Source organism: Streptomyces pseudovenezuelae, from assembly GCF_001513955.1.
In the GTDB taxonomy this organism is placed as follows: domain Bacteria; phylum Actinomycetota; class Actinomycetes; order Streptomycetales; family Streptomycetaceae; genus Streptomyces; species Streptomyces pseudovenezuelae.
Window position 1 is genome coordinate 691,119 of sequence record NZ_KQ948145.1, and the last position, 16,692, is coordinate 707,810.

The 16,692-nt window shown below is 71.9% G+C and carries 15 protein-coding genes and 1 pseudogene; 8 read left to right on the forward strand and 8 right to left on the reverse strand.

Translation table 11 applies throughout. The features are described 5' to 3' along the window. Window positions 1–13: 13 nt before the first annotated feature. Window positions 14–2,494: a DNA helicase PcrA gene (gene pcrA, locus AQI94_RS10495; RefSeq protein ID WP_031050563.1), complete on the reverse strand. Its 2,481-nt coding sequence runs from the start codon at window positions 2,492–2,494 to the stop codon at window positions 14–16. A gap of 874 nt (window positions 2,495–3,368) precedes the next feature. Between pcrA and AQI94_RS10500 the strand changes: the two genes are divergently transcribed. Next, entirely contained in the window at window positions 3,369–4,502 is a 1,134-nt protein-coding gene (locus AQI94_RS10500; protein WP_031053564.1) for a C40 family peptidase, read from the forward strand. A 68-nt stretch (window positions 4,503–4,570) separates the two neighbouring features. Here AQI94_RS10500 and AQI94_RS10505 read toward each other — a convergent pair whose 3' ends face one another. After that, a complete protein-coding gene (locus tag AQI94_RS10505; protein WP_031053561.1) occupies window positions 4,571–5,026 on the reverse strand; it encodes a VOC family protein in 456 nt (151 codons plus the stop codon). A gap of 125 nt (window positions 5,027–5,151) precedes the next feature. On the opposite strand from AQI94_RS10505, the gene AQI94_RS10510 reads away from it, so the two are divergent. Beyond that, window positions 5,152–6,135, forward strand: coding sequence for a tellurite resistance/C4-dicarboxylate transporter family protein (locus AQI94_RS10510; protein ID WP_062229695.1), 984 nt, complete (start codon window positions 5,152–5,154; stop codon window positions 6,133–6,135). Here AQI94_RS10510 and AQI94_RS10515 read toward each other — a convergent pair. Then, window positions 6,113–6,466 carry a hypothetical protein gene (locus AQI94_RS10515; protein ID WP_031052206.1) on the reverse strand — a complete coding sequence of 118 codons (354 nt, stop codon included), beginning with the start codon at window positions 6,464–6,466 and terminating at the stop codon, window positions 6,113–6,115. The genes AQI94_RS10510 and AQI94_RS10515 overlap by 23 nt on opposite strands. Before the next feature lie 47 nt (window positions 6,467–6,513). Here AQI94_RS10515 and AQI94_RS45535 point away from each other — a divergent pair. Both AQI94_RS45535 and AQI94_RS10520 read left to right on the forward strand, forming a co-directional pair. Next, window positions 6,514–6,661 (forward strand): annotated as a pseudogene (locus AQI94_RS45535) (acetoin utilization protein AcuC); the annotation flags it as partial. Between the two features lie 408 nt (window positions 6,662–7,069). Then, complete coding sequence (locus AQI94_RS10520; RefSeq protein ID WP_031052209.1) at window positions 7,070–8,131, forward strand: C40 family peptidase; 1,062 nt, start codon at window positions 7,070–7,072, stop codon at window positions 8,129–8,131. Window positions 8,132–8,149: 18 nt separating this feature from the next. Here the strand turns inward: AQI94_RS10520 and AQI94_RS10525 are convergent, their stop codons facing one another. Together AQI94_RS10525 and AQI94_RS10530 are read right to left on the reverse strand one after the other, a co-directional pair. Beyond that, window positions 8,150–8,875, reverse strand: coding sequence for a LuxR C-terminal-related transcriptional regulator (locus AQI94_RS10525; RefSeq protein WP_031052212.1), 726 nt, complete (start codon window positions 8,873–8,875; stop codon window positions 8,150–8,152). Beyond that, window positions 8,872–10,200 carry an ATP-binding protein gene (locus tag AQI94_RS10530; RefSeq protein WP_031052214.1) on the reverse strand — a complete coding sequence of 443 codons (1,329 nt, stop codon included), beginning with the start codon at window positions 10,198–10,200 and terminating at the stop codon, window positions 8,872–8,874. The genes AQI94_RS10525 and AQI94_RS10530 overlap by 4 nt, the downstream gene beginning before the upstream one ends. Window positions 10,201–10,342: 142 nt before the next feature. Between AQI94_RS10530 and AQI94_RS10535 the strand changes: the two genes are divergently transcribed. Continuing rightward, window positions 10,343–11,803 (forward strand): PspC domain-containing protein, encoded by a 1,461-nt coding sequence (locus AQI94_RS10535; protein WP_062229696.1) that lies wholly within the window; start codon window positions 10,343–10,345, stop codon window positions 11,801–11,803. After that, on the forward strand, window positions 11,790–12,047 hold the full coding sequence (locus AQI94_RS10540) for a hypothetical protein (protein WP_031060733.1): 258 nt from the start codon (window positions 11,790–11,792) through the stop codon (window positions 12,045–12,047). The genes AQI94_RS10535 and AQI94_RS10540 overlap by 14 nt, the downstream gene beginning before the upstream one ends. Window positions 12,048–12,115: 68 nt before the next feature. Here the strand turns inward: AQI94_RS10540 and AQI94_RS10545 are convergent, their stop codons facing one another. Together AQI94_RS10545 and AQI94_RS10550 are read right to left on the reverse strand one after the other, a co-directional pair. Further along, window positions 12,116–12,646 (reverse strand): DoxX family protein, encoded by a 531-nt coding sequence (locus tag AQI94_RS10545; protein ID WP_031060738.1) that lies wholly within the window; start codon window positions 12,644–12,646, stop codon window positions 12,116–12,118. A 120-nt stretch (window positions 12,647–12,766) separates the two neighbouring features. Further along, window positions 12,767–14,056, reverse strand: coding sequence for a hypothetical protein (locus tag AQI94_RS10550; RefSeq protein ID WP_031060740.1), 1,290 nt, complete (start codon window positions 14,054–14,056; stop codon window positions 12,767–12,769). Between the two features lie 233 nt (window positions 14,057–14,289). Between AQI94_RS10550 and AQI94_RS10555 the strand changes: the two genes are divergently transcribed. After that, the gene (locus AQI94_RS10555) at window positions 14,290–15,189 is read left to right on the forward strand and encodes a DUF4429 domain-containing protein (protein ID WP_031060744.1); all 900 of its coding nucleotides are present in this window, start codon (window positions 14,290–14,292) and stop codon (window positions 15,187–15,189) included. A 77-nt stretch (window positions 15,190–15,266) separates the two neighbouring features. On the opposite strand, the gene AQI94_RS10560 is transcribed toward AQI94_RS10555, so the two are convergent. Next, complete coding sequence (locus tag AQI94_RS10560; protein WP_031060747.1) at window positions 15,267–16,073, reverse strand: class II aldolase/adducin family protein; 807 nt, start codon at window positions 16,071–16,073, stop codon at window positions 15,267–15,269. A 139-nt stretch (window positions 16,074–16,212) separates the two neighbouring features. Between AQI94_RS10560 and AQI94_RS10565 the strand changes: the two genes are divergently transcribed. Beyond that, on the forward strand, window positions 16,213–16,692 hold the full coding sequence (locus AQI94_RS10565; RefSeq protein ID WP_037945366.1) for a pyridoxamine 5'-phosphate oxidase family protein: 480 nt from the start codon (window positions 16,213–16,215) through the stop codon (window positions 16,690–16,692).

Sequence of the window (16,692 nt, forward strand, 5' to 3'; positions counted from 1 at the left end):
TCCCCGCCTGCGGCTACAGCTTCTCCACCGGCGCGTACCGCAGCAGCAGTCGCTTCGGCTTCGCCTCCCCGAAGTCGATCGTCGCCTCGGCGTTCGCGCCCGTGCCCTTCACTCCGACCACCGTGCCCAGACCGAACTGGTCGTGGGTGACCCGGTCGCCGACGGCCAGGGACACCACCGGCTTCTCCGCGCTCCTGCGCGTCGCGAAGCCGGACGCGCCCGACGCCGAGGAGCGGGAGCGGGAGGACGACAGCGAGGCGGCGACCCCCGAGACCGGCCCCGCCGGAGCGGCGACCGCGCCCGTGCGCTTCCAGTCGACGTGCTGCGCCGGGATCTCCTCAAGGAAGCGGGAGGGCGGGTTGTACGACGGCTGCCCCCACGCGCTGCGCAGCGAGGACCGGGTCAGATACAGCCGCTCACGCGCGCGCGTGATGCCCACGTACGCCAGCCGCCGCTCCTCCTCCAGCTCCTTGGCCTGGCCGAGGGCGCGCATGTGCGGGAAGACGCCGTCCTCCATGCCGGTGAGGAAGACGACCGGGAACTCCAGGCCCTTGGCGGTGTGCAGGGTCATCAGGGTGATGACGCCGGAGCCGTCCTCGTCCTCGTCGGGGATCTGGTCGGAGTCGGCCACGAGCGCGACCCGCTCCAGGAAGTCGGAGAGCGAGCCGGGCTCCTCGCCCTCGCCCGACTCCTGCTCGAACTCCAGGGCCACGGCGGCGAGTTCCTGGAGGTTCTCGATGCGGGTCTCGTCCTGCGGGTCGGTGGAGGCCTGCAACTCGGCGAGGTAACCGGTGCGTTCGAGGACCGCTTCCAGGACGGTCGCCGGGCCCGCGCCGGACTCGACGATCGTGCGGAGCTCCTCCATCAGCACGTTGAACCGCTTCACGGCGTTGGTGGAGCGCGCGGCCATGCCGTACGCCTCGTCGACGCGCTTGAGGGCCTGCGGGAAGCTGATCTTCTCCCGCTGGGACAGTGCGTCGATCATCGCCTCGGCGCGGTCCCCGATGCCCCGCTTGGGGACGTTGAGGATCCGGCGCAGCGGCACGGAGTCCTCTGGGTTGGCGAGGACGCGCAGGTAGGCCAGGACGTCCCGGACCTCCTTGCGCTCGTAGAAGCGGACACCGCCGACGACCTTGTAGGGCAGGCCGACGCGGATGAAGACCTCTTCGAAAACACGGGACTGTGCGTTGGTGCGGTAGAAGACGGCGACATCGCCGGCCTTCGCGTCGCCCGCGTCGGTGAGGCGGTCTATCTCGTCGGCGACGAACTGCGCCTCGTCGTGCTCGGTGTCGGCGACATAGCCGGTGATGCGCGCGCCCGCGCCCGCGTTGGTCCACAGGTTCTTGGGGCGGCGGGACTCGTTGCGCTCGATGACGGCGTTGGCGGCGGTGAGGATCGTCTGGGTGGAGCGGTAGTTCTGCTCCAGGAGGATCGTCGTCGCGTCCGGGTAGTCCTCCTCGAACTGGAGGATGTTGCGGATGGTCGCGCCGCGGAAGGCGTAGATCGACTGGTCGGCGTCACCGACCACGCAGAGCTCGGCGGGCGGCAGGTCGTGCTCGCTCGGCGGTACGTCCACGGGGTGCTCGGAGGTCCCGACCAGCTCCCTGACCAGCGCGTACTGCGCGTGGTTGGTGTCCTGGTACTCGTCGACGAGGACATGCCGGAAGCGGCGGCGGTAGTGCTCGGAGACGTCGGGGAACGCGCGGAGCAGGTTGACCGTCGTCATGATCAGGTCGTCGAAGTCGAGGGCGTTCGCCTCGCGCAGGCGCGACTGGTACATCGCGTAGGCCTGGGCGAGGGTCTTCTCGAAACCGTCGGTGGCCTGGGCGGCGAAGTCCTCCTCGTCGATCAGCTCGTTCTTCAGGTTGCTGATCTTGGCGCTGAAGGACTTCGGCGGGAACTTCTTGGGATCGAGGTCCAGGTCGCGGCAGACCAGGGCCATGAGGCGCTTGGAGTCGGCGGCGTCGTAGATCGAGAAGGAGGAGGTGAACCCGAGCTTCTTCGACTCCCTGCGCAGGATGCGCACGCAGGCGCTGTGGAAGGTCATCACCCACATCGCGTTCGCGCGCGGGCCGACGAGCTGCTCGACGCGCTCCTTCATCTCGCCCGCGGCCTTGTTCGTGAAGGTGATCGCGAGGATCTGGCCCGGGTGGACATGGCGCTCGCCGAGGAGGTGGGCGATGCGGTGGGTGAGGACCCGGGTCTTGCCGGAGCCGGCACCGGCCACGATGAGCAGCGGGGTGCCGGAGTGCACGACGGCGGCGCGCTGGTTCTCGTTCAGCCCCTCCAGGAGGGCGGCCGGGTCCACCACCGGGCGCGGGGCGCCGTCGCGGTAGTAGGCGTCCCGGTCCGGGGGCACGTCGAACTTCCCGCCGAACAGGTCGTCCGGAACCTGCTCCGGCACGTGCTCGTCCTCGGGCGGCGGCGGTTCTTCCCCGTGGGCCCGAGGGGCCTGGAGGCTTGCCAGGAAGCTGTCGTCAAAGAGGCTGCTCATCGCTCTCCGAGTCTAGGGTGCCCCACTGACAGAGCGCCGCCGCCCTGAGAACATCCACCCGCATCCGCAGCCGATGATCTTCCCGCCGCCTCCTCCCGACGCCCGTCCGCCTTCCACGGCCGCCCTCTCACGCTCTCTGCGAGACCTTGGTCACGACACCAACGAAGCGCAGCCCACGGCGGGCTTCACCGCCTCGCCGTCCCGTGCGGCTGGATCCGGGTGGACGGCGCCCAGGCCGTTCCCACCTCCCCCGGCCGCGACGCGGACGGGCCACGGGCTGCCGGGCCGGGCGGCTTCGTCGGCACCCCGGCCTCCGGCGGGCCGCAGCTCTCGACGCCCCGGACCCGACCGTGGCGGGCCGCACGACCCCGCGGCGCGTCCACACGCCACTTTCCGCCACCTCGCCCCGGCCCACGCGGGCGCCAGGGGTGACCTGGAGGGGACCCCGTGGAAAACCGTGCGGGAGGCACCACTGTCGGCACCCCTCTACGAAATGCACCCAAGTCATGGCACATCACCGCCGATTGACCCCGTGGAGCGACGCCTGGGACGAAGGTCACGAAAATGTATCGGGCATATCGCACATCAACCTTCACACGGACCACACCAGTTGGCTACCGTTTCGGACAGGCCGTACGACCCCCACCGGCGAACGTCGCCGGGCCGCACGGCCTCCGCCGAGTCCGCCGGCGCCGCCGCGCGCCCGGAGCCGGGACCCACCGAACTTGGGGTGATCGGCCGACTCCCGCGCAGGGGAGCGCCGTAGGGCAAACCTTCCGAAGCACGTCGCCCGAAGCCTCCCCCAGAGCCTGGACGGCCTGGGGGACCCCCACCACAAACTCGGCAGGCGGAGCACTGGAAGGAGTCGCCTCCCTTGGCGTCGCACCGCAAGTCGCGTCCCGTCGGTACGCGCGTAGCAGGCATACGGACCCCAGCCCTCGCGACGGCCGCCCTCACCTCCGTGGCCCTGCTGTCCCAGTCGGCGAACGCCGCGCCGGCCGATGACAAGCCGAGTCTCGAAGAGGTCGAGAAGAAGGTCGACGACCTCTACCGCCAGGCCGAGTCGGCGACCGACAACTACAACGCCACCAAGGAGAAGACCACCAAGCAGCGCAAACAGGTCGACACCCTCCTCCAGGACGTCGCCCAGCGCACCCAGAAGCTCAACGAGGCACGGGAGGAACTCGGTTCCTTCGCCGCGACCCAGTACCGCACCGGCGCCGCCGCGCCCGACACGGCGACCTTCCTGCTCGCCGACACCCCGCAGGACTACTTCGACCAGACCCAGCTGATGGGCCGCTTGACGAGCCGCCAGAAGGGCGCCGTCGACGACTACGTCTCGGAGCAGTCCGCGACGATGAAGAAGCGCCAGGAGGCCTCCCAGAGCCTTCAGACGCTCACCGATACGCAGAGCGACCTGAAGACCGCCAAGGCGACCGTCCAGAAGAAGCTCGCCGACGCACGCGACCTGTTGTCGGAGCTGACCGCCCAGGAGAAGGCGCGTCTCGCGGCGATCGAGAAGCAGAAGCAGCAGGAGGCGGCCCGCAAGGCGGCGGAGCTGGCACAGCAGCAGGCCGCGGCGGAGAAGGCCGCGCAGGAGGCGACCACCCCGCAGCAGAGCACGCCGACGGCGCCCGACTCCTCGTACGCCACCAAGGCCGCCAAGGCCCTCGCCTTCGCCCGCGCGCAGATCGGCAAGCCGTACGTCTGGGGCGCCACCGGCCCCGACTCCTACGACTGCTCAGGGCTCACCCAGGCCGCCTGGAAGGCCGCCGGCGTCGACCTCCCGCGCGTCACCTACGACCAGGTCAACGCCGGCACCACGGTCTCCCTGGCCGACGCCCAGCCCGGTGACCTGGTCTTCTTCTACGACGACATCAGTCACGTGGGCCTCTACATCGGCAACGGCATGATGATCCACGCCCCCAAGCCGGGCGCGTACGTCCGCGAGGAGTCGATCTACTACGACGGCGAATCGGGAATCCACAGCGTGGTCCGCCCGGCCTGAGGACACGTCCGCTCTCGCGGGCCGGTCGCTCACGGGAGCGCGGTGACGGGGGGCCGACGGCACTGCGCTCAGTGCACGCAGAACTCGTTGCCCTCCGGATCCCGCATCACGACGAAACAGGAGCCCGATTCCTCCGACTCCTCGACACGCAGCCGGGACGCGCCGGCGCTCTCCAGGCGGGCCACCTCGGCGAGGACGCGCTCCTTGCGGGTGGCGAACGGGACGCCGCGCCCACCGCTCACGCCGAGGTCGAGGTGGAGCCGGTTCTTGACGGTCTTGGGCTCGGGCACCTGCTGGAACCAGATGCGCGGTCCGACGCCCCGCGGATCGACGACGGAGTCACTGCCCTCGCCGGTGCCCAGTTCCTCCTCCGGCAAGCCCTGGTCCAGCCAGTACGCGCGCCAGCTGGTGAAGGGCGCCGGGGGCGGCTCGACCTCGTAGCCCAGCGCCGCGGCCCAGAAGACCGCGAGTCGCTCCGGCTCGGCGCAGTCGACGGTCAGCTGGAGTTTCGGGTGGGTGATCACCGGCCAACCCTATCGGCGGCCTGCGGGTCACCCACAGGCCGCGCAGAGCCCGCACTCGCGTGCATTTCCCGCTCGCGCGTGCGCGCCCCGCCCGCACGGCGCGGGGAGCTTCCTAGCATCGCCCCATGTCCGGTTTCTCCCCCCACTCCCCCCTGCGCGCCTGGTGGTCGCGGCGCCGGCCCGCGGCCGGGGCCGCGGTCATGGCGACCGGCATCATCTCGGTCGGGCTCGATCTGACCGGCCACGAGACGCTGTCGCGCATCGCCCTGGTGCTCGGCTGCGCGGCCTGGCTGGGGCTGGCAGCCGAGTTCGCCGCGGGGCTGCTGCGGGAGCGCGCGCGCTGGGCCGCGGACGCCGGGACACCGGGCGCCCTGACGGCCGTGGCGGCGACCACCGTGCTCGGCACCCGGCTCTCCGCATCGGGCCGGCAGACCCTCGCCGAGGCGCTGCTGGCGCTGTCCGCGCTGCTGTGGCCGGTGCTGACGGTGCTGGTCGTGAGGCACTGGAAGCGGCGGATGCCCGGCGGGGTGTTCCTGTGCTGTGTGGCCACCCAGGGCCTCGCGGTCCTGTGCGCCACGCTCGCCGCGGCCGAGTCGGCGGCATGGCTCGCGCACACGGCGCTCGTGCTGTTCTGGCTGGGCCTGGTCCTCTACGGCGTGGCGCTTGCCCGCTTCGATCTGCGCCAGGTGCTGGAGGGACCGGGCGACCAGTGGATCGCGGGCGGCGCGCTCGCCATCTCGGCGCTCGCGGGCTCGAAACTCCTCGCCGCCGACAGCGCGCGCCTGTACCTGTGGAACGACGACGACCACGGCGTCCTGCGGGCGGTGACGGTCGCCCTGCTGGTGCTCGACCTGGCCTGGTACGCCGTCCTGCTGGTGGCCGAGTGCGTACGGCCGCGGCCGCGCTACGACGTGCGGCGCTGGGCCACCGTGTTCCCCATGGGGATGACGGCGGTCGCCACCCTGTCGGTCTCCGCCACCGTGGACGTGCCGTGGCTCAGGACGCCGGGTGAGGTGCTGCTGTGGATCTCGGTGGCGGCCTGGCTGGCCGTCGCAGCGGGGACGGTCGGCTCCGCCCTCGCGGCTGTCAGGTCCACAGCACCGCGATGAAGACGTTGGCCATGGTCAGCGCGCCGACCAGGCCGAACAGGCTCTTGTCCACCGTCTCCTCGTCCCGCTTCACATAGACGAGGCCGAGGATCACGATCAGCAGGGCCAGCTTCACGCCGATCTTGATGTTGTTGACGTGCTGGTCGTCGGCCTGGTTGAGGCCGACCAGGATCACCCCGGTGACCAGCATGGTCGCGGCGCCGTGCAGCATCGCGGGGACGAACCGGGCGGTGCCCCGGCCCATCGCCTTCATCTGGGTGAGGAAGCCGCCGAGCAGCGCGGCGATGCCGATGATGTGCAGGCCGACGAAGAGATGGATGAGTACGTCCATGAGGCCGGAGCCTATGCCGGGGCCCGAGGGGCACGCGCACCGGCCCGTCCGTGGACCCGGGGGCGGCCGACCAGGCGTACGGGCTGGGGACGACGGGCGATCCGGCCTTCGAGCGGATGCACGGGGTGTCCGCGCTGATCGCCGGCCGGTCGGGGGGCGGCGGAGGCCGTGTGGCGCGGGACCGCGCCGCATGCCAGGAGCAGATCTTGCATATATGCGACCCATAGCACTCCCCGCCCCTCGCGGGTCCCGGAATCCCGACTTCGGTCAGCGCCCCTCGCGAAGTCGACGAGGCCACCCCGGCAGCACGGTCACCTTCGATCACCCGGCGGTCCCCTGACGGCAGTTCCGCACAACCCGTCACCTCCCGGACACGGTCGGGTTTAGCGTCCTCCACCAGGTGACCGGCTCCCCACCGCCGCCCGGGCCAGGGGCGGCAGTCGGCCACCACCGCCGAGAAGGTCCGGCGGCGGCCCGCTCCCCCTGTGCAGGCCGTCGCCGGACGCGCACACCGCCCCGGGCGGTCGTACGGCCGCTCCCCCCTGGCGTGCGTACGTCCCGAGCCCCAGGGCGGACGAACGTACGAAAGGACGTGCAGTCCACGTGGCAGCGCACCGCAAGCCCCGCAGACGCTCGGCCGGCGGCCATACGGTCCGTACGGCAGCGACGATCGCCCTCGCGGGGGCCGCGACCGCGACGGGCTTCGACGGGATCGGACACGCCGAGCCGCAGCTCACCCCGGCCCAGGTCAAGGCAAAGGTGGACCAGCTGTACCAGGAGGCCGAGGCGGCCACCGAGAAGTACAACGGCGCGAAGGAGAAGGCCGAGGCGGCCGAGAACCGGCTGGACAGCCTGCGGGACCAGGCGGCCCGCAGGACGGAACAGCTCAACGAGGCGCGGGACGCGCTGGGTTCGATCGCCGCGGCGCAGTACCGCGGCGGCGGCCTCGACCCCGCGGTGCAGCTCGCGCTGACCGACGACCCCGACCGGTACCTGGACAGCGCCGAGTTCGTCGAACGGGCGGGCAGCCGCCAGGCCACCTCCGTGGCGAACGTGCGCCGGCAGCTGCGGGAGATCGAGCAGCTGCGCGGGGCCGCCCACATCGAGCTGGCCTCGCTGAGGTCGCGCCAGGCCGAGCTGAAGCGGCACAAGAAGACGATCACCGGAAAACTGGGCGCGGCCCGCCGCCTGATGTCCCAGCTGCCGGCCGAGGACCGGGCGGTGCTCGGCGACGACGGGGATCGCGCCTCCCGGGCCGCGACGAGTGCGCGCGAGGAGCTGACGACCCCGGGAACGGCCACCACGGAAGCCCCCAACTCCCGTGCCGCAGCAGCTGTTTCCTACGCCTACGCCAAGCTCGGCAGCCCCTATGTCTGGGGCGCCACCGGCCCGGACGCCTTCGACTGCTCGGGGCTCATCCAGGCCGCCTACCGCTCGGCGGGTGTCTCCCTGCCCCGCACCACCTACGCCCAGATCGACGCCGGCCGGCGGGTCTCCCGCTCCGAACTCCTCCCCGGGGACCTGGTGTTCTTCTACTCGGGCATCAGCCACGTCGGTCTCTACATCGGCAACGGGCAGATGATCCACGCCCCGAACCCGTCCGCTCCGGTGCGGGTGGCGCCGATCGACCAGATGCCGTTCGCGGGGGCGACGCGCGTGGTGTGAGCGCGAGCGGTACCCGGGTCAGACCAGCCGACGAGCCGTCGCCCACCGGGTCAGCTCATGACGGTTCGACAGCTGCAGCTTCCGCAGCACCGCCGAGACATGGGACTCGACCGTCTTCACCGAGATGAACAGCTGCTTGGCGATCTCCTTGTAGGCGTACCCGCGCGCGATGAGCCTCAGCACCTCGCGCTCGCGCTGGGTGAGGCGGTCGAGGTCCTCGTCGACCGGCGGGGCGTCGGTGGAGGCGAAGGCGTCCAGGACGAAGCCGGCCAGGCGCGGCGAGAAGACGGCGTCGCCCTCCTGGACGCGGAAGACGGAGTCGACGAGGTCCGTGCCGGTGATCGTCTTCGTCACATAGCCGCGCGCCCCGCCCCGGATCACCCCGATGACGTCCTCGGCCGCGTCCGAGACGGACAGGGCGAGGAAACGGACGGGCTGCTCGGCGTCGGCCATCAGCGGGGCGCACCGGCGCAGCACCTCGACCCCGCCGCCGCCCGGGAGATGGACGTCGAGGAGGACGACCTCGGGGCGGGTCGCGGTGATGACGGTGACGGCCTGGTCGACGTCCGCGGCCTCCCCGACGACCTCGACACCGGTCTCCTCGGTCCGGCCGATCTCGGCCTGGACGCCGGTACGGAACATACGGTGGTCGTCGACGAGGACCACGCGCACGTGCCGCTCGCCCGCGCCGCCGGCCTTCGTCGGCTCCGCGGGGTCAGTGTTCGCCTCGGTGGGGTCACTCATGACGTCTTCTCCGCCCTCTCCATCTCCAGCTCGACCTCCGTGCCGCCGCCCGGCACCGCACGCAGCCGGGCCGTGCCGCCATGGCGCTCCATGCGGCCGATGATCGATTCTCTGACACCCATCCGGTCGGCGGGTATCGAGTCGAGGTCGAAGCCGGGGCCGCGGTCCCGCACGGACACGAAGACCTTCCTGCCCTCGACTTCGGCGTAGACCTGTACGGCGCCGCCCTCGCCACCGTACTTGGCGGCGTTGACCATCGCCTCACGCGCGGCCTGCATCTGCGCGCCGGTTCTCTCGTCGAGCGGGCAGTCGCCGACGACCACCACCTCGATGGGGACGCCGTGCTTGTCCTCGACCTCGGCCGCGCTGCGCCGCACGGCGTCGGCGAGGTCGGTGGGTTCGTCGGCCTCGTCCTTGCCGGTGCCCTCGGGTTTGTACAGCCAGGTGCGCAGGTCGCGCTCCTGGGCGCGGGCGAGGCGGCGCACCTCGCTCGCGTTCTCCGCGTTGCGCTGGATCAGGGTCAGGGTGTGCAGCACCGAGTCGTGGACGTGGGCCGCGACCTCCGCGCGCTCCTGGGCGCGGATGCGCATCAGGCGCTCCGTGGAGAGGTCCTGGGTCATGCGCACGAGATACGGCCCCGCGAGGAGGGTGATCCCGACGAGGACCGCGAGGGCGGCCTGGAGGACGGAGCCGAGATGGGCGGCGGAGCCCTGCAGGACGAAGACCCCGGAGACGCCGGCCGTGACGAGGAGGACACCGCCCGCGGCCCGCAGCAGGGTCAGGGTGCGCCGGCGGCGGCCGACCTCCATCCAGCGGGCCCGGCGGGCGTTGTCCGCCTGGCGCCAGACCAGGGCGACGCCCGCGCCGACCAGGACGGCGGGCCAGAGGTAGGCCTTGGCGCCGTTGCCCACGTTGACATTGCCGACGAAGACCATGGCGACGACGACCATGAGCAGCAGGGCCACGATCTGGCCCTTGTCCGGGCGGCGGGCGACCAGTCTGCGGCGGCCGTCCGGCGAGGTCTCGGTGGTGACGAGGGCCGGGGGCCGCTGCCCGCCGACCCCGCCGACGCCGAGCGGCACGAAGAACCAGAACGCGGCGTACAGCAACGCGCCGAGCCCGTCCGACATGAACAGGCCGACGAAGACGAGCCGCACCCAGATGACCGGCAGCCCGAGATGCCCGGCGAGCCCCCGCGCCACACCACCCAGCCAGCGTCCGTCGCTGCTGCGGTAGAGCTTGCGCGGCGGCCGCGGTTCGACGAGGGGCGCTGCTGCGGCTTCCGGCATGCCATCGATGGTCACACGGCCGGGGTGCGGGGGCATCAGGGTTGGCCCCCGAGACTCCCCTGATCTTCGAACGGCGTGCCCCGCGGCCGCTTCCCTCTCCCCTCTCAGGGCCGATATCAGGGTCCGGCCAGGGTCGTTCCGACTCCCGTCACGCCTCCGCGCCCGTCACCATGGACCCATGACAGATCACCAGCACGCCGCGGGCGCCGGATCCGGCGGAGCCCCGGACCCGGGCACCGGCCCCGGCGCGGGCACGCGGAGGGAAGGAGGCACACCGGCGGGCCCGGACCCCGAGCCCCGCGGGCCCCGTACGGCGACCGACGCCCCCGCCCCGCAGGACGCGGCCGCCGCAGAGGACGCGCCCCCGGCCCCCCTGCGCTTCCGGCGGGACCGTCGGCACAAGCTGCTCGCCGGGGTGTGCGCCGGACTCGGGCGGCAGTGCGACATGGACCCGGTGATCTTCCGGATCACGCTCACCGTGCTGTCGGCGACCGGCGGCATCGGTCTCATCTTCTACGGCTTCGCCTGGCTCCTCGTCCCGTACGAGGACGAGGACGAGAACGAGGTGCGCAAGCTGCTCACCGGCCGGGTGGACGGCCAGGCCCTGACCGGAGTGCTCTTCGCCCTGGTCGGCTGCGGGGTGTTCCTCACCATGCTGAGCAACACCGGCGTGCTGACCTTCGCCGTGGTCCTGTCCCTGCTCCTCGCGGGCGCGGGGTACTGGTCGCGCAACCGCGGCACCCCCGACCCCGACCCGCTCGCCGCCCAGGCCGTCGCCGACGCCCCGCCGGAGGCCCAGGCCCCGCCGGTACCCGCCGGCTACCCGTCCTGGTGGCGCGACCCCATCGTCAAGGACGGCACCCACGTCGGCGGCACCGGCTATCTGTGGGGGCCGAGCGATTCCCGGGACCGTGACATCGCGGCGGCCGTCAACATCGGCCGGGGCACCTCCTGGAGCCGGGGCGAGGACATCCGCGCGGCCCGGATCCCGTCCCCGAAGCCCCGCGGTCCCCGGTGGATCGGCGGCTGGGTCTTCCTGCTCGCCCTGCTGGCGGGCGGCCTCGGCACCGGAGCGACCTGGGAGGACCATGCCCTGGGGACCAGTCTGCAGACCGGTCTGTCCTGCGCGCTGATCGTCCTGGGCCTGGGCATAGCGATCAGCTCCTTCCTGGGCCGCACCGGAGCGGGCTCGATCTTCCTGGCGATCCTCACGGCGGGGCTGCTCGCCACGTCGGCCGCGCTCCCGAAGGACATCACCACCCGCTGGGTCCGCACGAACTGGACACCGGCAGCGACGCAGAACATCCGCGCGCAGTACGAACTCGGCACCGGAGTGGGCACCTTGGACCTGTCCCGCGTCGATTTCGCCAAGGGCCGGACGGTGACGACCCAGGCCGACGTCGGAGTGGGCCGGCTGGTGGTGATCGTGCCGCCGGACGTCACCGTGAAGGCGGTCGTCGACGTGGGAGTGGGCGACATCCAACTGCCGGGCGACGACCAGGAGGACGTGGACGTGGCACCGGGCAAGCGCAAGGAGATCACTCTGAAACCGGCCCCGGGCACCGAGAACCCCGCCACCCTCGACATCGACCTGCGCGTGGGCATCGGTCAGGCGGAGGTGAGCCGTGCTGCGTCATGAGTTCCGGCCGGGAAAACTGGTCGCCGGCTTCTTCCTGACCGTCGCGGGCATCACCTACGCGGGTGACGCGGGCGGCGCCTGGGACACCCCGTGGTTCGCGGTGATCCCCATCGTCGTGGGCGGCCTCTGCCTGGCGGGCGTGGTGGGCCTGCTGGCCCGGGCCGTGCGCAACCGCCGCGACGGCCGCCGTACGAGCACGCCCCCGGAGGGGGGCCGCACGCCTCAGCCGCCCGTGCCCCACTGATCACTGATCACTGATCGCGGGCAGGGCGGCTGAGCAAGGCGTCTTCCGGGGCGGGCCGTGCCGACCCGCTACCGGTAGCCTCCGGCCCGCTGCCGCCGTCGGGAGCGCAGGGCGGCGTCCACGGAGAACATGGAGGCGCCCGCGAGGACGAGGGGCAGCCAGGCCATCAGGTAGGCGAGGTCGTTGCCGTAGTAGTAGGGGTCGGACGCCCAGCTCACGGTCAGCCACAGGCTGAGCGAGATCAGCGCACCGCCGAGCGCCGCCAGGCGGGCGAGGATGCCGAGCAGGGTGCCGATACCGACGGCGAGCTCGCCGAAGGCGATGGCGTAGCCGAAGCCGACGGGGTTCTTCAGGGACAGGTCGACCAGTGCCGGGATGGCCGAGGAGTCCCGGACGCTGCGCATCATGTCGCCGATGGAGCCCGAGCCGGAGCTCTTCATGAAGGCACTGTCGGTCAGCTTGTCCAGGCCGGCGTAGATGAAAGTGACGCCGAGAAAGATGCGCAACGGCAGCAGGGCGTACTGGCCGAGGCTGTCACGCCAGGTTCGTTCTTCGTTGTAGTAGGGGGCGTGCGTGTCCGTACGAAAACTGTGAGTCATCGCTTCGAGCCGCCTCTCACCAGCGTGCCGAGACCCCTCACCAGACGATACGCACGAAGGGGCGGCGGTGCTCAATGCCGCGGCGAGTTTCCGTGCCCCGAGGACGCGAGCCCCGGCCCGTCAGTCCGTCACATCGATCGCGTACCGGTTGGTCTCCGCCCCGGCGGCCGTCACCACCTGCACCTCCACCCGTCCCGGCTCCACATCGGCCGGCACCGGCACGGTCAGCACCTCGTCCGTGGGGTTGCTGAATCCCCCGGCCACCGGCACCAACGGCACATGGACGTTGACCGGTCCGATCCGCACCACCATCCGGGACAGCCGGTCCGCACGCTGCGCCCCCGGCGGCACGAATCCGGCACCCCGGATCTCGATGTCGTCCCCGGTGCGGATGGGTCCGTCCAGGTCACCCGCCTCACGCGACCGCACCACGGAAAGGATCACCGGCCGCCCGCCCTCCGCGTACTTGCCCGCCACATAGGTCGCCGCGGACACCAGCACCACCAACGCGAGGCCCCACGGCAGATCCGGCAGCTGATCCGGCCGCCGGGCCAGCCGCACACCGGCGAACAGCAGGGCGACCCCGCCGATCACGACGTACTGGATGTCGGCGAAGGTCCCGCGCCCGGAGTCGTCCGTGAGCAGGTCGGCGGCGCGGGGCCGGTCCGCCCGCACCTTCTGCAGCCGCTGCCCGAGCACCCGCAGCCCGACCACCCGCCGCACCAGCACGGCGATCGCGCACACCACGGCCAGTACGGTCACGACCCCGGCGCCCCGGGCCAGTTCGAGCCCTGCGGTCAGCGCGTCCCGCTCCCTGCTGTCGGAGGCGGCGGCCAGCCGGCCCACCAGCACCAGCACCGCGTAGGCGACGAACAGCACCCAGGCCACCGCGACGGCCCGCGAGGTGGACAGCCGGTTGTCCTCACCGATGACCGGCGCGAGCACCCCGCCGCGGGCCCGGTGGAACCAGGACGCCGCGGTCAGCGAGGCCGCGACCACGAGCGCCGCCACCAGCCCGGCCGTACGCGCCGCGGTCCACCCCGCGCCGATGGCCGTCAGCGCCTGGACGAGGAGCAGCACCACGACGGCGGCCCACACGGCGTACGCGGTACGGCGCCACAGCCGCGCGAGCCAGGCGGCCCCCTCGGCCCGGCCCCGCTCGGCCACGGCCTCGGCGGACTGGGTCAGTTCCTCCGAGACCCACTGCCGGGAGGCCGACGCGGAGTGCGCGACGGCCGCGGGCAGGCCCTGTCCGGCGGCGAACTCGTCGCGCTTGACGAGGAAGGCGGCCACCGCCCGCCGATGCCCGGCCCGCGCCCCGTGCGGACAGTCCCCGCAGGTGCAGCCACCCTCGTGCGTGCCTCGGGGCACACCTCCGGCCGCGCTCTGTCTCGCTTCCTGCACCGCCACGCCCGACGCCCGCCTTCCCACGATTGCTGACTTCCTGGCCCCACATGACCTCACGGCCGGCCGGCCGCACCACCCGCGAACCCCTCGCGCCCCACGCCCCACCAGGAGCCCCGGACAACTCCCCCGTGATGACAGCGAATTGTGCCCTACAGCACACCACCCCCGTCCGGCAGGTGTGGTCAGCGCGGGTGAAGCCGGGCCCGCCGTGTTGACCCGGCTGCGAGAATCTGCGTATGGCCGAGATCATCCAGCGTGACGGAACCTGGGCCTTCGACGGCACAACGGTCAGGATCACGCCGGGACTCCACCGCTCCGTGCCACTGTTCCGGCAGACGTACGGCGAGGTCGCCGTGCCCCTGGAGGCCGTCGCGGGCGTGGCGTTCGAGCCGGAACGCAAGCGCGGCCGGCTGCGGATGCGACTGCGCGAGGGGGCGGACCCGCTGCTGCACGCGACCGGCGGACGGCTGCCCGACCCGGCCGATCCGTACCGTCTGATCGTGGACGTCGACCGCGCCGGGGTCGCCGAGTACGTGGCCGAGGAGATCCGCCACGCCCTCCTGCTGGACCAGATCCCGAAGGAGCCGACGAAGACGTATCTGCTGCCCGGCCCCCCGGTCCCGGTCTCGGTGCGGTCCTCCGACGGCACGGTCTCCTTCGACGGCACCCAGGTCCGCATCGACTGGGCCGACACCTCCGACCGTGTCAAGCGGGCGACCGGCCCCCGGATCATCGACGTGGGCGACCTCGTGCAGGTCGAGTGGCTGCCCAACTCCGGTTACGAGGACGGTTTCATGCGGTTCGTGACCCGCGAGGCGTCCTTCTCGAAGCTGCCGCCGGAGAAGGACCCGTACGCCCTCGACCTGTGGGGCAGCACCCGCCGCGACCTGCTCACGGCCCTCGTCGCGACGGCGGTCACGGCCCGGCTGCCGCACCCGTCCACCCGCGGCGACCTCGCGCACGGCGACGAACGCGGACACCGCCCCCGGCTCACCGCGGCCGCGGCCGCCCCGCCGGCCGACCATCACGACGCGCTGCTGCGCAGACTGCGGGAGTTGGGCGAGCTGCACCGCGACGGGGTGCTCACGGACGAGGAGTTCGCGATGACGAAGGCCGCGGTGCTGCGAGGCTTCTAGGGCCTGTCGTTTGGATCAGCCCGGCGTCGGCAGAAAAGCACCGCACCTCACGGCCGCCCTGATCCAAACGACAGGCCCTAGCTCAGCAGGTCCGGCTCGCTGCGGCTGATGTCCTGCCACATCGGCTGGTAGTTGATCCACGCCACCAGGTCCCCGCCGAGCTGCTCCCGGGTCGCCACCGCCGCCCGGTGGTCGATGAGCACGGGCCGGCCCGCAGCCCGGGCCAGCAGCTGCACCTGGCTGGAGCGTTCCATCGACAGGAACCACCAGGCGGCCGCGTCCACCGAGTCCCCGACGGTCAGCAGCCCGTGGTTGCGCAGCACCAGCGCCTTCCGGGAGCCGAGCGCGGCGGCGATCCGGCGGCCCTCCTCGGCGTCGACGGCGACACCGGTGTAGGCCTCGTACAGCGCGTGGTCCTCGTAGAAGGCGCAGCTCTCCTGGGTGATCGGGTCGAGGAGCTCGCCGAGGGCGGACAGCGCCCGCCCGTGCACGGAGTGGCAGTGGGCGACGGCGACGACGTCGGGGCGGGCGGCGTGCACCTGGGAGTGCACGGTGAAGGCCGCCTGGTTGACGTGGTAGCGGCCGTCGAGCACCTGCCCGTCGGAGTTGGCGAGCACGAGGTCGCTCACGGTGACGTGCTTGAACGGCATGCCGAAGGGGTTGACCCAGAAGCAGTCGGTGAACTCCGGGTCGCGTGCGGTGATGTGCCCGGACACCCCGTCCTCGAAGCTGAGCCGTCCGAAGACGCGCAGCGCGCCGGCGAGCCGCTCCTTGCGGTGCCTGCGTTCCTCCTCGACGGAGTCGTGCATCGGCGGCATCGCGAACTGCAGCTTCTCGGTGGGCAGCGGCATCGGCGGAGTGGGCCCGAGGGGCGTCTCGTGCATGTGCTCCTCCAGCACTGGGTTGCTTACGGGGCGGAAGTTACCGTCGGTCAGCGCAAGAGAACAGGGTTGGTTTGTAAAGATGACGCACGCAGTCGATACCGGACAGCAGATGTCGGGTATCGACGGAACACTGACCGGCATGAACACCGGTATGAACTGGGCAGCCTTCGGCTCCGCGGAACCCGACCTGGCCAGGACCGTCGAGTCCCGCTTCGGCGCCTTCACCCATCACGTCCTCGCCACGCTCCGCAAGGACGGCTCCCCCCGCACCACCGGCCTGGAGGTCCGCTTCCTGCACGGCGAACTCTGGCTCGGCATGATGCCCGACTCGCTCAAGGCCCTCGACCTGCGCCGGGACCCGCGGTTCGCGCTCCAGGCCAATCCCGGGGAGGGACAGTCCCTGGGCGGCGGCGACGTACGGATCGCCGGGCGGGCGATCGAGGTGGAGGACGACGGCACCAAGGGGGCGTACGTGGCAGAGGTGGAACCGCCGCAGCCGTTCCACCTCTTCCGCACCGAGCTGACGGAGGTCGTGCGGACCTACGTCGAGGACGACACCTACCTGGTCGTCCAGGTCTGGAAGCCCGGTCAGCCCCTGCGCACCCTCAAGCGCACCTAG

Bases quoted from the DNA above. Each gene is read 5' to 3' on its own strand.
- pcrA (WP_031050563.1), bottom strand. From the start codon at position 2,494: ATGAGCAGCCTCTTTGACGACAGCTTCCTGGCAAGCCTCCAGGCCCCT.
- AQI94_RS10510 (WP_062229695.1), top strand. From the start codon at position 5,152: ATGTCCGGTTTCTCCCCCCACTCCCCCCTGCGCGCCTGGTGGTCGCGG.
- AQI94_RS10515 (WP_031052206.1), bottom strand. From the start codon at position 6,466: ATGGACGTACTCATCCATCTCTTCGTCGGCCTGCACATCATCGGCATC.
- AQI94_RS10525 (WP_031052212.1), bottom strand. From the start codon at position 8,875: ATGAGTGACCCCACCGAGGCGAACACTGACCCCGCGGAGCCGACGAAG.
- AQI94_RS10530 (WP_031052214.1), bottom strand. From the start codon at position 10,200: ATGCCCCCGCACCCCGGCCGTGTGACCATCGATGGCATGCCGGAAGCC.
- AQI94_RS10535 (WP_062229696.1), top strand. From the start codon at position 10,343: ATGACAGATCACCAGCACGCCGCGGGCGCCGGATCCGGCGGAGCCCCG.
- AQI94_RS10545 (WP_031060738.1), bottom strand. From the start codon at position 12,646: ATGACTCACAGTTTTCGTACGGACACGCACGCCCCCTACTACAACGAA.
- AQI94_RS10555 (WP_031060744.1), top strand. From the start codon at position 14,290: ATGGCCGAGATCATCCAGCGTGACGGAACCTGGGCCTTCGACGGCACA.
- AQI94_RS10560 (WP_031060747.1), bottom strand. From the start codon at position 16,073: ATGCACGAGACGCCCCTCGGGCCCACTCCGCCGATGCCGCTGCCCACC.
- AQI94_RS10565 (WP_037945366.1), top strand. From the start codon at position 16,213: ATGAACACCGGTATGAACTGGGCAGCCTTCGGCTCCGCGGAACCCGAC.